A 15,629-nucleotide genomic window follows, 5' to 3' on the forward strand; every position below is an offset into this window, starting at 1 on the left:
AATGAAAAAGATAACAGTTATACTCACACTTGTTTTTTTGATTTCTTTGGGAATCGGTTGTCGCTCCCTAAAGAATAAAAAAAAATATTTCGATACCAAACAAAAGGAAGTTTACATCGATTCAATGATGAATAATGCGCTGGAAAAAGGATTTTTTCCGGGAGCTCAAATTGTAGTGGGGAGTAAAGATTCTGTTTTTATATTAAAAAACTATGGCTATCATGACACCTCAAAAAAGCAATTAGTAAAAACAGATAATGTATATGATTTGGCTTCTATGTCTAAAGTTTTAGGAGCCACCCTTGTAGCAATGCGTTTGGTTGGAGAGGATAAAATAAATTTGAAAGATAAATTAGGAGCGGTAGTTGGTGTTTACAAAAATACGGCTATTGCCGATTTAACCCTTTTTGAATTATTAACCCATACTAGTGGACTAAAATCTGGGATTACTTTTTATCAAAGCTTGCTGTCTACAACCGATGGGTCACCTTTGTTAAGCAATCAACAATCGGCTGGTTTTCCTAATTCATTTGATGTTATGTATGTAAATAAAAACATAGTTTACGATACAAAATACCTTGCTTTTGAACCAAAGGAGAATTATGTTCAGATTTATAAAAATATGTGGTTAAATCCTGAGTTTTATAAAACGGTTTATGGAAGAGTAGCTTTGGCTAATACCAATCCTCGTGGCAACTATTTGTATAGTGATTTGAATTTGATTCTTGTACAACAAATGATGGAGGCAAAAACGGGTATAACACTGGATCAACTGGCGAAAGAAATTTATAGCGAATTAGGCATTTCAAAAATTGGATACAATCCATTGAAATGGACTGCTGAGGAAAATGTAATACCCACCGAAATTGACAATTTTTTTAGGAAAGATACCATTAAGGGATTTGTACACGATGAGGCTGCTGCCATTTTAGGAGGAGTTTCTGGAAACGCAGGCTTATTTGCAAACGCAGGATCCATCTCGGTAATTTGTCAGATGTTACTAAACAATGGGAAGTATCAGGGAAAACAAATTCTAAAAGCAAAGGTTGTTGCAATGTTTACAAAATCACCTCTTGCCAAAAAAGGAATTTTTCGTGGACTTGGTTTTGATAAACGAAAACCTGATGCCTTTTATAAAAAAAGTGATTTTGGGCATACGGGGTATACAGGGACTTTTTTCTTTTTGAATCGAACTAACAATAAGTTTTTGATTATTCTTACTAATCGTGTAAATCCTTCTCGAACCAACGTACTAATGTATAAAGATAATTTTTCTTCAAAAATTTGGAAACAAATAAACAATTACTAGAAATATAAATCTCCTTTTTTTTCTACTTAATTTTATCACTTCACAGATTTAATCTTGATCTGAATTTATTCTTTTTAGTTCTAATAATTTCGAAAAAAAAAGGTTTTAAATATTAATCTTTTCAACTTGGTATGCTAATACCTTTGTTAAGTGTTAAAAAAGGCTTTAAAAGTGACCCTTCCGAGATAATTTTCGAACCACTTTTTAGAAGATTTGAAGCTTTTAAGAATATTATCATTTGTTGATTCAAACTAACTATCCAATTAAGTTTATTCTTAATCCAAGATCCACTTTAACTTGGCTTATTCAATATCCATAAAAATGTCTATTAACAATTCTATAACAATATCGTGTCGATTTGATGGTATTGATAACTAGGGGTATTTCTCTTATTTTGACTCTTATTAGTAAAGGGAAATTTTTATGTTGAATGTAAGTCAGAAGGAAAAAAAATGTGTGAGGTATCTTGCCAATGAAATGACAAAAGCAGAACGATCTGTATTTGAAATCGAATTGTCTTTAGACGATAATTTACTTGCTGTTTTTGTAAATTTTCAAAAAATTTGGATTAGTTATCCCAATAATGAATTACCAAATCAAACTATTTGTTTTGAAGAAATTCTTGCTAGATCCAGCAAATCAGAGAGAGTTAAATCTGTAAAATTTTCCATAAAAAGAAAGGCAGTTCTTTCTACAGCATTCCTAGTTGTTTTTTGTTTAGGTTTCTATTTTATCGGAAACACACATTCTGAATACACCAATCATAGAATTGCACCAAAAGGACAGCGGCTTACTTTCATTTTACCGGATAGTAGTACTGTTATTTTAAATGCGGGCAGCGAAGTTAAATATTCAAGTGATTTTGGAGAACAAAGAAGTATTTGGTTGAAAGGAGAAGCTTTTTTTAAAGTTACGAAAAATATCAATTCTCCTTTTATTGTTCAGACTAATGATTTTGATGTAAAGGTATTAGGAACAGAATTTAATGTTAATAGCACTACTATCAATCAAACTGTTTCTTTAGCAAAAGGAAAAGTAAATGTATTGCTTAAAGAGAGTAAGGATGAAATAAATCTGGTGCCAAATGAAGAGTTAGTATGGAATTCTAAAACCAATTTAGTAATCAAACGAAATTTTGATGTGAATAAGGTATCTGCATGGAAAGATAATATTCTCCTTTTAGATGATGAGAAATTTCAAGATGTACTTCCAAAGATTAATCAATTCTATGGAGTGAATTTTATTATAAAGGATTCTACCATAGCTAATCAGCATATAAAAGGTGCTTTTAAAAGCCAGACAATTGATGAATTTATAACTTCTTTAGAGTTTATTTCAGATGTAAGTATAAGAAAAACCATTCGAAATAACATCGAAATAACCAAGTATCATGAAAATTAACCAAACAAAAATGGGCAGTAGTGATTGCTTTTCAGACGATTATTTATTTCAGCAAATTCGAAATGGTCAATACGAGGCAATGGAACTTTTCTTTAATAGGTATTACATGCCTTTGTGTCGTTTTGGAATGAGTTATGAATCGAACTCTTGTCTTGTTGAAGAAAAAGTGGCTGATATTTTCATTCAGTTGTGGACCAATAGAAATATTCTTGATAAAATTATAAACCCTAAATCTTATATCTATGTAATCGTGAAAAACAGTTTAAAAACAGCACGTAAATCAGAACAGTTTTACCAACAAATTGATGAAACTAAACCTATAAATTCTATGTTTTCGCCGAGTCGAGAGCAAGAAATTATTGAAAATGAACAAAAAGAAATGAAAACTAATTTGATCCGTGAAATATTAGATATTATTCCTAAAAAATCACGTCAAGCTTTTGAACTCAGCAGAATTGACGGATTAAAATACAAAGAAATTGCAGAAATTTTAAACGTCACTCCCAAAACAGTGGAAAACCACATAGCACTCGCACTCAAATATATTAGTAAAGCTCTGGAATCCTATAAAAAAGAAGGAGTTCTTAACTCTATTTAAATAGTTGTAGAAAAAATCAACTTTTTTAATATCAGCTTCAGTTTGTTAAAACAATCAATAAATAAACACAGATAAAATGAAACAAAAAATCATGTTAACGGCGTCCCTCTTGCTACTGTTAGGTAATGGGATATCGTATTCGAATCCTTCAATACTGACTGCTGTTGAAGTAAATGTTGCTAAAAAAGAAAATATCAATTTAAACCTAAAAGACGTTTCCATTAAGCAAACCTTTACGCTTATAGAACGACAAATAAACAGCAAATTTATCTATAGGTCGGACCAAAATTTTCTTCAAAAGAAAATTTCTATTATAATAAATAACCAAGACTTAAATCAAGTACTAGCCGTTTTGAAAACTAAAGTGAGTCTTGATTTTAAGATTACTAAAAATGGAGTTTTAGTAAAAGAACTGATTGGGGTTACTACAAATAGCAGTGTTAAAAAGGATCAACAAAATCGAAAAATCACAGGTGTAGTTTTAGATCAATCTAATTTGCCTATTCCTGGGGCTTCCGTTTTTGTAGCAGGTACCACGATAGCTGCAACAACTGATTTTGAAGGAAAATTTACGATTAATGTTCCTGAAAATACAATGGTTTTATCAGTGAGTTATATCGGATTTGAGACTAAAATAATCAACATTGAAAAACAGACTGAAATTAAAGTAATGCTTTCTGAATCCGCTTCTCAATTAGACGAAGTTGTAGTTGTGGGTTATGGAACTGAGCAAAGACGAAATGTTACCGGTTCTGTATCGTCGGTAAAAATGAAAGAGATTGTATCACAACCTAAAGCAAATGTGACCGAAATGCTGGAAGGTCGTTTGCCGGGGGTTCAAATCATGAGTGATAACAGCCCAGGAGGAGGATCTTCAATTCGTGTACGTGGTTTTAGTACAATTAACAACAATGATCCGTTAGTGATTATTGATGGAGTTCCTGCGTCGAATGGTTTAAATGGGATCAATCCATCTGACATAGAAACCCTTCAAGTGTTAAAGGATGCTGCTTCGTCTTCAATTTATGGTTCACGAGCCGCAAATGGAGTTGTTGTTATAACTACTAAAAAAGGAGGCAAAAGTGGTAAAACTGAAGTGCAATTTGATGGGTATTCCGGTGTTCAATCCGCTTTTAATTTACCTACAATGTTGAATGCACAGCAATATGGAGATTTACTTTGGCAAGCCACTAAGAATGATGGTAAAGTTCCATCAAGTGGCATCTATGGAAGTAATCCCAATTCCCCTACAATTCCAGCGTTTTTTAATGCTACCAATACAATTCCTAGTGGTGATGTAAAATGGATTGATGAAATTATGCGACCTGCGGCGGTTCATTCTTATAATTTGTCCTTGTCAAAAGGAGATGAAAATAGTCAGCATGCTTTTACGTTAGGTTATTTTAATCAGGAAGGAATTATAAAACATACTGGATTTGAGCGTTATTCGGCACGATTTAATTCTAGTTACAAGGTAAAAGATTTTCTGACTATTGGCGAAAACTTTACGGCTTCTTATTCGGAGCAAGTTGCTACTGGAACTAATAGCTCTCTGGGAAGTATTGTTTACAATGCCCTACAATTTCCTTCGATTGTTCCGGTGTATGATATAAACGGAAATTTTGCGGGAAACCCAATCAATGATATTTCGAATCCATTAGGAAGTTTAACGCGTGCCAAAGACAATATACAAAAACGCATTCAGGCTTTAGGAAATGTATTTGCCAGTGCAAAAATTAGTGATTTTACTTTTAAAACTTCTTTAGGATTGGACTTTCAAAGTTTTAATTTCAGAGATTTCTCACCTGTTTATAATGAGATTCTTTCGCAAAACGTAAAAAATGCGTTAACGACTAGTAACAATTTTAATTATCAACTTACGATCTCTAATACTTTAAATTATCAAAAGCAATTAGGTCAACACAATCTGGATCTACTTTTAGGACAAGAAGCGATTAAATATTACTACGAAGGCTTTGGTGCTTCTCGCCAAAATTTCCTTTATGAAGATCCCAATTTCAGATATTTAAGTTACGGAACTGAAAATCAATTAAACACGGGGACTGCAAATGAATGGGCTTTGAACTCCTATTTTGGTAGAGTAAATTACAATTTTAATCAGAAATATATTCTGAGTGCTACTGTTAGAAGGGATGGAACTTCCAGATTAGCCAATAATAACTGGGGTACTTTTCCAGCAGTTTCTGCGGGATGGAGAGTAGATAAGGAAGATTTTTTTGATTTTGGAAATACGTTTACTTCCTTTTTACTTCGTGCCAGTTGGGGACAAACCGGGAACCAACAATTACCTTCGTATTCTACGGTTGATAGTTATTCCAACAACAATAATTACTCTGACTATGCCATTGGAGGTCAGAATATTATTGCAACAGGATTAACACAAACGCGAGTTTCGAATGCAAATTTATCTTGGGAGACTACTACTCAACAAACAATTGGCTTGGATCTTGGTTTTTTCAATAATAAATTGAATGTAACGGCAGAATATTACAACAAAGAGACCAATGATATTCTGGTCTATAATGTTATTCCATTAACCTATGGAGGTACAAATGACGGACAGTGGATTAATGACGGACAAATGAAAAACCGTGGTTTTGAATTGGATTTAAATTATGCCGATAAAATCAGTGATTTCTCTTATGATCTTGCTTTAAATTTGACGGGATACAAAAATGAACTGACTGCTTTGAATAGTGTGGCTTACTTAGGAATTCCTAGTTCGTCCTTGCATACTGTGAATTTTGGTCAGGAAATATCCAGAAGTGCTGTTGGACAGCCTATTGGATCTTTTTATGGATTTGTTTCCGAAGGTCTGTTTCGAAGTCAACAAGAAGTTACGGATTATAGAATGCAGCCCAGTGCGCAAGCTGGAGATCTCAAATTTAAAGACATTAACGGTGACGGAGTAATCAATAGTAGTGACAGAACCTTTATAGGTTCTCCGCATCCAGATGTTATGTTAGGTTTTAATATCAATTTGAAATACAAACAGTTTGATATGGGAATGTTTTTTAATGGAAGTTTTGGAAACGATATTTACAATCTGACAAAATACAAAACTAATTTCTTCAATCAAGCGGCTTACAATAAAGACAGTGCATTATTAGGCGCTTGGACGGTTGATAATCCTAATTCTTCTATTCCAAGATTGTCCTTAGATGATAGAAATAATAATATCCGACCTTCATCCTATTATGTTGAAGATGGTTCTTATTTTAAATTAAATAATTTACAGTTGGGGTATACTTTTAATCCAGATATTCTCGCTGGAATGAAATTGCGCTTGTATGGACAAGCGAGTAATGTATTCACTATTACTAAATATAGTGGTTTAACACCCCAAATAGGATTACAGAGTTACACTTCAAGCAACCGAAATCTTGACATAGGTATCGATAGAGGAATTTATCCCACTTCAAGAACATTTACTTTTGGTTGTAATTTAAACTTTTAAATTTAAAAATGATGCGAATAAAAAACACAATAAAAATAGTAGCTTTTTTAGCTTTAGGACTTCAAATGAGTTCTTGTTCTGATACATTTCTAGAGGAAGTTACCTATGGCGAGGTCGATCCATCTGAGATGACAAAGCCAGCTAATGTAGAACGCGCCATTATATCCGCTTACAGCGTTTTAAACGGACAAATTGATGGAGCAACGAATGCCCTTAATTCTCCAAGTTCAAATTGGAGTTTTGGCGATGTCACTTCTGATGACACTTACAAAGGCGGCGGCGGAACTGGAGATCAGAATAACATTCACCAAATGGAGATTTACAATGCGAACTCAACGACGCTTGATATAGAACGCAAATGGGTGGCATTGTATGAAGGGGTAAAACGAGCAAATGAAGCCATGCGATTATTAAATGCTTCTGCAGATTTTGAAGCCAGTTTAAAAGCCAAACGAATGGCAGAATTACGATTTTTGAGAGGTCATTTTTATTTTGAGTTGAAAAAAATATACAATCGTATTCCGTATATTGATGAAACGGCAACTACAGTGGCTGATTATGCTAAATCAAATACGACTTTTAGCTCAGACGAATTGTGGACTAAAATCGAAGCTGATTTTCAATTGGCCTATGCTGATCTTCCAGCTACACAATCAGAATTAGGACGACCAACCAAGATTGCAGCTAAATCATATTTGGCTAAATGTTATGTTTTTCAAAACAAATGGCAATTGGCTTATGATGCTACGACTGAAATAATGAATAGTAATTATGGCTTATTGGCTGATTTTCAGCAAATATTTTTACCGGAAAATGACAATAATAAGGAAGTGATTTTTGCGATACAACTATCTGTAAAAGATGGTCAACCTAGTTCCTACAACGGAAGTATAGGAGATCGTTTATCAGCACCTGGAGGCCCATTTTATTCTCAATATGGTTTTCACCGTCCGACACAGAATCTTGTAAATGCCTTTAAAACGGATGTTAACGGTTTGCCATTAGAAAACAACATCAACGTTGTATCCAGTGATAATGTAGATCCACGTATCGATATCACGATAGGCCGTCCGGGAATACCTTACAAGGATTTGGGCGTTTTGTACCAAGACAGCTGGGCGCGAGATTTGGCAACTTATGGCGCCTTTGCTCCTAAAAAGCGAATTGTTTCGGCTAAATCTGCTTTCCATGTTACCGTTTGGCCGTATGTAAATGCTCTAAATTATTATATTATTCGATATGCTGAGGTTGTTTTATGGAGAGCTGAGGCTGCTGTAGAATTAGGAAAAATCGATGAAGCTCGAATTTTAGTAAATCAAATTCGGAATCGTGCCGCTAACTCTGCTTATGTAAAAACGTTAGATGGTAGCGCAAATGCCGCGAATTACAATGTTAAACCGTATAGTACTATTTGGACTGATAAAACTGCTGCAAGAGCAGCGGTGCATTTAGAAACGCGTTTAGAATTGGCTATGGAAGGTCACCGTTTCTTTAATTTAGTTCGATGGGGTGAAGCAGATACTGTCATCAATACTTATCTCACCACAGAAAAAACAAGAAGAACACATTTGACAAATGCCGTATTTACCAAAGGCAAAAACGAATATTTTCCAATACCACAACGTTATATTGACGCTTTGCCGGCGGGTACAGTAACCCAAAACAGTGGCTTTTAGAAATTAAACTAAATTGGGCAATCGAAATGGTTGCCCAATTTTTTATTAAAAAAAGATGAAAAGAATAATTTACATACTAATTGCGCTTGTATTTGTTTCAAGCTATAGCCAAAAAGGGAATGGGTTTGAACTGGATTATTCCTCTTCTAAATCAGGTTCGTTGATTCAGGACAAGAATTTTTATTTGTTGACGGCTATTCAAAATGAAAAAGCCGTCACTGAATTAATGGAGAACAATGTTGTTTTCAAAACCATTTTTAAAAATCAGCAACAAGAGATTGGTTCCAAACTAAAGTCTTGCAAAGACAGTCTTTCCTGCTTGGTTAATGGGTATCAATTTAAGGAAAATGAACTCGTTAGTATTGAAGAGGAACTTCGGATTTTGATGAAAGATAAAAAGGAGTTGCAAAATTTTGTAAAAAACAATTTGCGTCTGTCTGGAAAATACGAGAATTTTAAAAACAGTACCGATACCGAATTGCTCGTAAAAGTATGGCAACTTTGTGCTCAAGGAATGAATCGCATTATGAAGGTTTATGGTCTTGGCGAAAGGGCCCAATATGCAACAATAGATTCTGTTTCTTATGATGTTCAGTCTCAATTTTATAAAGGTTCTGTTTTTATGTGGTCAGATTTTTTACATAATAAAAAGCCTAAAATAAATGCGTTGTTTTTTCAGGAAAGCCTGGATTTCAGTTTATCGCTTTTGTACATGAACCATCGCGATGAGGTGGCTCGCTATGAACCTTTGGAGGAAAAGGAGAATAAAAAAGCAATTGCCCGTATAAAAAAAATCAATTTTAATGCTTTTGAGTATGCGTCTATTCTAATTTTGGGTAACGGTCCGGAAAATTATCAAGACCGATTGTCCGCTATTGGAAAATTAAACTTACAATTGGGAGTATTGGAATATGAAGCTAAGAAAGCCCCGTTAATTATTGTTTCTGGAGGTCATGCCCATCCTTTTAGAGCGGCGTATTGTGAGGCTATTGAAATGAAAAAAGAATTAATGAACATCTACAATATTCCTGAAGAAAATATCCTGATTGATCCTTTTGCCCGGCATACCACAACCAATTTGCGCAATGCAACCAGATTGATGATTGAGTATAAAATGCCACTTGACAAAAAAAGTATAGTCGTTACGAATGTGAGCCATAGCGACTATGTAGGAAATCCAAATTTTAATGCGCGTTGTATGGAGGAATTGGGTTATTTGCCTGCAATTATTTTAAAAAGACTACATTCGACAGCATTAGAATTCCTTCCCAATGTGAATTCCTTGCATCAAAATCCAATTGATCCCTTAGATCCGTAAATGTGTACCATGAAAAAAATATTTATTTTGGGACTTGCAATCTTAGCTGCAGCCTGCCAGCCTTTAAAAAATAATGTTGCTAATGAAAAATCGGCAGTAGAAAAAGTAAATGTCTTTTTGGGTACTTCTGGCGATCATGGCCAAATGTCCCCATCTGCATCTTCACCCTTCAATATGATGAGTATTGGGCCACAAACTTATCCTCATATTCATTCGGGTTACGAGTATCTGGCAAAGAAATTTCTGGGGTTTACCCACAGCCGTATTGAAGGAGTGGGCTGTATGGGAAGTGGAGGCAATCTGTTGATCAAACCTATTTTGGACAGCGATGCCGAAACGCTATTGCTCAAAAAACAAGAATCAGCTAGCCCGGGTGTTTATAAAGTCGCTTTCGAAAATGGAATTCAGGCTCAAATGAGTGTCAAACATAATTTTGGAATACATCAGTACAAATTTCCAAGAAAAGGAGCAGGGCTTCATATTGATTTATCCCACGCTTTCGTCAATCGATTTGTTGCCGAAGCGCATGAAATTGGAACCAAAAGCATCAGCGGTTGGATTGATACCCAAACTACTTGTGATAAGGGAGTATACCGTATTTATTACGAGTTGGAATTCTCTAATTTAGCAATAATAACAAAAACTGCAGATCATCAGTATCAAATTGCAGCCCTTGAAGATGCAACTGAAATGGAAGTTCGTGTTGGTTTTTCTTCCGTGAGTACGGCTTTCGCCAAAGCAAAAATAGAAACGATATCCATAAACGACTTGTCTGTGCAAACCACTGCAGCATGGAATCACCATTTGAACAGAATTGAAGTTAATGGTGAAAAAGATCGGGAAGAATTATTCTATTCGCTCTTATATCGAGGATTACAAGCGCCGTTTTTAGTTTCGGAAACTGACGGAACTTACAAAGCTATTGATGGTTCCATTGAAAAAACTACTAGTCCTATATACAACGGTTGGGCCATTTGGGATAATTATCGCGAGCAATTACCCATGCTTTCGCTGGCTTATCCGGAGCGTTTTGGACCGATTATAAAATCTATCGCTAATTTGTATCCTTATGGAAAAAATAATTGGGCCACAAAATACGAATCGGCACCCACAGTAAGAACAGAACATGCGATTGTCGTTTTATTGGACGGCTATAAAAAAGGATATCCTATCGATTTTAATGCGATAAAAGATTCTCTAATAGCAGAAGTGGACCGATTAGAATACACCTCACCTGATAAGGCTTTAGAATCTTCTTATGATAGTTGGGCACTTTCGGAAATATTGAAAATTACCAAAGACTCTGGATTGAGTACCAAATATTTGAATAAAGCAAAAGACTATAAGCGCTATTGGGAAAAAGATTTTGCCGATTTATCCCAGAAAGATATTGATAAAATGCCCGCTCGTGGGATGTATCAAGGTACAGTTTGGCAATATCGCTGGTTTGTTCCTTTTGATGTTATGGGTCTAAAAAAATTAGTTGGTGGGGAAGTTTCTTTTTTAAAGCAATTAGATCAATTTTTTGCCGAGGACAATTACAACCATGCCAATCAGCCGGACTTGCAAGTTCCGGGATTATATAATGCAAGTTCCCAACCTTGGAAATCACAAAAACTATTTCGGAATATTATGTTGGATACCATGGTTCAGACTTATTTTAATGACAATAGTAAGGGAATTGATTCCTATATTGGAAGGATCTATAAAAATGAGCCTCAAGCTTATGTCCGCACCATGGATGATGATGCTGGGACCATGTCCTCTTGGTTTGTAATGCGAAGCATAGGGCTGTCTCCGGCAAACATTGGAAGTCCGATTTACTATTTGACAGCTCCAATCTTTGAGTCTGTACAATTAAATTGGGAAAACGGAAAATCATTTCAAATTCGAGTGAGTAATTACAATAAAGAGCATTTCTATGTTCACTCGGTTCAATTAAACGGTCAGTCTTTAAATAGGAATTGGTTGACGCAGGAAGAAATCAGCAATGGCGGAACCCTAATCATTGAAACGGGAGCAGTACCAAATGAAAAGTGGGGAATAGAGAATCAGTGGATTTCAGAAACTGAGCAATAAAATGGATTAATAAATTGTTGTCAGTTTCTTTAAAGATTCTCTAGCCCTAAGGCGAGAAGCTTAGTTTAAAGACAGGCTTCTCGCTTTAACTGATTAGTTGCAATAGCTATTAAGACTAATTATTTTCACTGGCATAAAACAAATTTCATCCAATTATCAACGGATTAACCTGTTCAATTTTTAGGCTAGTGTATTGACAAAACTCCTCGATTGACACAAACTCATTTTGGAGCTTATTGAGCTCCTTTCTTATTTTTTGAAGTAGTCTAATGCTTTGACGATAACTCTTCCCGGTTACACATTTTACATCTTTAGGGTAGATGCACAATCTCTCGTTTTGGGTTTTCCGACTCTATTAATAGATTTTTTTTGACTTTTAAAATTTTAAATCCTTATAATTCGAGTTCGTGCAAGGCATATAGGTATTAAATAAGATTTTTGATTCAGAGGCGACAATTTATTTACAGTAAAAGGTTTAACTAAAAAGTCAATACTATTTTTTAGTATGATTATTGTACCACAAATTTTTTTATGGTTTTACAGAAGCCACACCTTCATTAAAAGAAGCAAGAGTAATTTTGTGAGCTAAGCAGTTGAATTAATTAGTCTAGTTTTTTTTGGACCATATTTAAATTTTTGATTCTACAATAGGTATACGAATTTTGGAACTTAATTATGGAAAATTTATTCAATTATCGGTGTGCAGTTACTTGATTTCAAACTTTTTATTCTTGAGGTTTATCAGGAACTATTTGCGAGAGGTTATTTACTATTATTATGAGCGCTTTTAGTTTGTCAAATAAAAAATAAATACGAATAACATTATAGCAGTTCTCAGATTTATATAGTAAATTCGATAGCAATCTTTTGGACGGTCTTACTTTGGGCCAGTCTTCACTTTAAAGCTTCAGACGCACTATTAATTATTGTAAATATAAAAGGTAAATAGTCCGTAAAAAATACTGATAATTAGAAGACGGTATATTTTGGCAGTCTGTGGCTTATTTTACAATTATCTCTGATATAATAGAAATTGATTCAAGCAAAAGCGCCCCGAAATGAGTCCGACGCAGTAAGGTGCGATTTCGGGGCGGCGAGACTGTATCAGTGGTTGCTATATTTTAAATAGAAATAATTCAATATACTCATACGCAATTTTTAGATTGTAAATTGTTATTATACTATCAATTCTAAAAATATTAAAAAGTTATTTTTACTTTATTTTAATTAAATTTTTTTTGAATGATACTAAAAAATTTTTTGTTACTTTTTTTTCTATACTTTGGTTTATCCTGCTCTTCCCAAAAAGATAATATAAACGATACTTTTCATTATGCTGGAAGAGTAGAGTTACAAGAGAATAACAAAGTATTATTAATAGCTTCTGCTTCCTCAGTTTCTTTTGAATTTGAAGGAAGTACTTGTATTATAAACTTGCAAAGTGTCGATACTTATGAGCATCATAATTTTGTTTCATTAGAATTAGATGGTGAATATATAGGAAGAGTTCGAATTGAAAAAGGTACAGCCCAAAAAATTCCTATAACTATTACAAACAAAAATAAAAAGCACCATTTAACCATATATAAAGCTACTGAAGCGGCAAATGGAGCCGTATTATTCATTGGAACTACCGCTAAATTAGTAGAAAGTATAGCGCCAAAGAAAAAGAAAATTGAATTTATAGGTGATTCTATTACTTGTGGTTTTGGCAATGATACGGCTGAAATTCCATGTGGGACTGGGGAATGGTATGATCAACATAATGGGTATTGGGCATACGGACCTATAGCGTCACGAAGTTTAGATGTTGATTATGTATTGAGTGCTGTATCTGGATTTGGGATGTATCGCAACTGGAATGATGAGCATAACGACGAAGCTATTATTCCTGATGTTTATGAAAATTTATATTTAAATAAAGACAATTCTAAACCATACAATTTTGCTTTTCAGCCGGATTTAGTGAGCATTTGTTTGGGAACAAATGACCTTTCTGATGGAGATGGAAAAAAAGAAAGATTGCCTTTTAATGAAGAAAAATACGTATCAAATTATATTGCTTTTATCAAAACGGTATACAAACATGCACCTAGAGCTAGAATTGTTCTATTGAACAGTCCTATGGTTTCTGGAGATAGAAATGTAGTTTTAGTACGTTGTTTGAAAAAAGTAATTGAGGCTTTTGAGCATGACACACAACATAAAACGATTGCTTTATTTGAATTTCAATCGATGAAACCAAACGGTTGTGGCTTTCATCCTGATATTGCCGATGACAAAATAATGGCCGACCAATTAATTCCTTACTTTAAAAAATTACTTGATGAAAAATAATCTTCTTGCCCTAACTCTTATAGTACTGTTGTCAAATACTGTTTTCTCAAATGTGACGCTTCCAAATGTGTTTTCAGATAATATGGTGTTACAGCGCAATACCGAAGTTACTATTTGGGGTTGGGCAAATCCACAGGAAGAGGTGGTGGTCACGCCAAGTTGGAATTATCAAGAATATAAAATTAAAGCCAACAATCAAGCCAAATGGGAAATTAAAATTCCAACTCCAAAAGAAGGAGGGCCCTACACTCTAATTGTAAAAGGGTATAACGAAATCATATTAAAAAACATCCTAATTGGCGAAGTATGGATCTGTTCAGGACAATCTAATATGGAGATGTCAGCAGCTTGGGGAATTGAGAATGGAGATGAAGCAGTAAAAATGGCAATGAATCCCAACATCCGATTTTTTACGGTTCCAAAATTAACAGCAACATCACCACAAAATAATGTGCCAGGAAGTTGGACCGAAAGTACTCCGGAAACCATGAGAAATTTTAGTGCTGCTGGTTACTTTTTTGCAACGCGATTACAAGAAGAATTAAAAAAAGTACCAATTGGTTTGATATCATCCAATTGGGGAGGAACGCCAGCAGAGATTTGGACTCCAGAAGAAGTTATTCAAAATGACGCAATTTTACTAGAAAGTGCCAAAACAAGAAAAGAAGAATTATATGGACCTAATCAGCCTGGACGTGCTTTTAATGCAATGATTTATCCGCTAATAGGGTATAAAATTGCAGGTGTGATTTGGTATCAAGGGGAATCAAATGTTGGATCTGTAGTTTACGATAAAACATTTTCGGCTTTAATTGCTTCGTGGAGAAAATTATGGAATTACGAGTTTCCTTTTTATTATGTACAAATTGCTCCTTATCAATATGGTGATGATCATTTTGGCGGAGTAGAAATTAGAAATGCACAACGTAAAGTGTTGCAAGAAATTCCTAATACCGGAATGGTACTTACTACTGATATTTCACCAATTGATGACATACATCCTAAAGATAAGAAAACGGTAGGAACTCGATTGGCTAATTTAGCGTTAGTAAAAATATACAAAACCAACTCAGACTTAGTTAATGGACCACTCTATAAAGGCATTAAAATAGAAAAGAACAAAGTAACTGTTGCTTTTGATTATGCTGAGGGATTGCATTTTTCAAATAGAAAATCAAATCAATTTGAAATTGCAGGTGCTGATAATGTCTTTTATGTTGCAGATGCAAGTATAAAAAACAATGCTGTTTTATTGAACTCTAACAAAGTTCCAAATCCATTAAAAGTTCGTTTTTCATGGAAGAACAAAGCACAATCTGATTTATTCAATAAAGCAAATTTGCCTGCATCGTCTTTTATAACAGAATAGTAATAGGAAATTATGAGTGCGTGAGGGATATTAGGCGATATCCCCGTAACGGAGTGAAGAGATA

At 34.3% G+C, this 15,629-nt stretch carries 9 protein-coding genes; all 9 read left to right on the plus strand.

Annotated features, from left to right (window positions below):
• Position 1: 1 nt before the first annotated feature.
• The 9 genes from DR871_RS12495 (at position 2) to DR871_RS12540 (ending at position 15,565) form a co-directional block, all read left to right on the plus strand.
• Positions 2-1,309 carry a serine hydrolase domain-containing protein gene (locus DR871_RS12495; RefSeq protein ID WP_113666582.1) on the plus strand — a complete coding sequence of 436 codons (1,308 nt, stop codon included), beginning with the start codon at positions 2-4 and terminating at the stop codon, positions 1,307-1,309.
• Between the two features lie 477 nt (positions 1,310-1,786).
• A complete protein-coding gene (locus DR871_RS12500; protein ID WP_113666696.1) occupies positions 1,787-2,710 on the plus strand; it encodes a FecR family protein in 924 nt (307 codons plus the stop codon).
• Positions 2,700-3,308 (plus strand): RNA polymerase sigma factor, encoded by a 609-nt coding sequence (locus tag DR871_RS12505; RefSeq protein ID WP_113666581.1) that lies wholly within the window; start codon positions 2,700-2,702, stop codon positions 3,306-3,308. Before DR871_RS12500 ends, DR871_RS12505 begins: the two co-directional genes overlap by 11 nt.
• 76 nt (positions 3,309-3,384) lie before the next feature.
• Positions 3,385-6,786 (plus strand): SusC/RagA family TonB-linked outer membrane protein, encoded by a 3,402-nt coding sequence (locus DR871_RS12510; protein WP_113666580.1) that lies wholly within the window; start codon positions 3,385-3,387, stop codon positions 6,784-6,786.
• Between the two features lie 11 nt (positions 6,787-6,797).
• The gene (locus tag DR871_RS12515; RefSeq protein ID WP_394345637.1) at positions 6,798-8,462 is read left to right on the plus strand and encodes a RagB/SusD family nutrient uptake outer membrane protein; all 1,665 of its coding nucleotides are present in this window, start codon (positions 6,798-6,800) and stop codon (positions 8,460-8,462) included.
• A 55-nt stretch (positions 8,463-8,517) separates the two neighbouring features.
• Complete coding sequence (locus DR871_RS12520; RefSeq protein WP_113666578.1) at positions 8,518-9,780, plus strand: YdcF family protein; 1,263 nt, start codon at positions 8,518-8,520, stop codon at positions 9,778-9,780.
• Between the two features lie 9 nt (positions 9,781-9,789).
• Complete coding sequence (locus DR871_RS12525; protein ID WP_113666695.1) at positions 9,790-11,859, plus strand: glycoside hydrolase domain-containing protein; 2,070 nt, start codon at positions 9,790-9,792, stop codon at positions 11,857-11,859.
• 1,242 nt (positions 11,860-13,101) lie between these two features.
• Complete coding sequence (locus DR871_RS12535) at positions 13,102-14,196, plus strand: SGNH/GDSL hydrolase family protein (protein WP_113637127.1); 1,095 nt, start codon at positions 13,102-13,104, stop codon at positions 14,194-14,196.
• Positions 14,186-15,565, plus strand: a complete 1,380-nt coding sequence (locus tag DR871_RS12540; RefSeq protein WP_113666576.1) for a sialate O-acetylesterase — start codon at positions 14,186-14,188, stop codon at positions 15,563-15,565. Before DR871_RS12535 ends, DR871_RS12540 begins: the two co-directional genes overlap by 11 nt.
• Positions 15,566-15,629: the final 64 nt, after the last annotated feature.

The sequence above is a fragment of the Flavobacterium petrolei genome, from assembly GCF_003314435.2.
GTDB classification, from domain to species: Bacteria; Bacteroidota; Bacteroidia; order Flavobacteriales; family Flavobacteriaceae; genus Flavobacterium; species Flavobacterium petrolei.

Coding starts and splice junctions, on each gene's coding strand:
- DR871_RS12495 (WP_113666582.1), top strand. CDS start 2: ATGAAAAAGATAACAGTTATACTCACACTTGTTTTTTTGATTTCTTTG.
- DR871_RS12500 (WP_113666696.1), top strand. CDS start 1,787: ATGACAAAAGCAGAACGATCTGTATTTGAAATCGAATTGTCTTTAGAC.
- DR871_RS12505 (WP_113666581.1), top strand. CDS start 2,700: ATGAAAATTAACCAAACAAAAATGGGCAGTAGTGATTGCTTTTCAGAC.
- DR871_RS12510 (WP_113666580.1), top strand. CDS start 3,385: ATGAAACAAAAAATCATGTTAACGGCGTCCCTCTTGCTACTGTTAGGT.
- DR871_RS12515 (WP_394345637.1), top strand. CDS start 6,798: ATGCGAATAAAAAACACAATAAAAATAGTAGCTTTTTTAGCTTTAGGA.
- DR871_RS12520 (WP_113666578.1), top strand. CDS start 8,518: ATGAAAAGAATAATTTACATACTAATTGCGCTTGTATTTGTTTCAAGC.
- DR871_RS12525 (WP_113666695.1), top strand. CDS start 9,790: ATGAAAAAAATATTTATTTTGGGACTTGCAATCTTAGCTGCAGCCTGC.
- DR871_RS12535 (WP_113637127.1), top strand. CDS start 13,102: ATGATACTAAAAAATTTTTTGTTACTTTTTTTTCTATACTTTGGTTTA.
- DR871_RS12540 (WP_113666576.1), top strand. CDS start 14,186: ATGAAAAATAATCTTCTTGCCCTAACTCTTATAGTACTGTTGTCAAAT.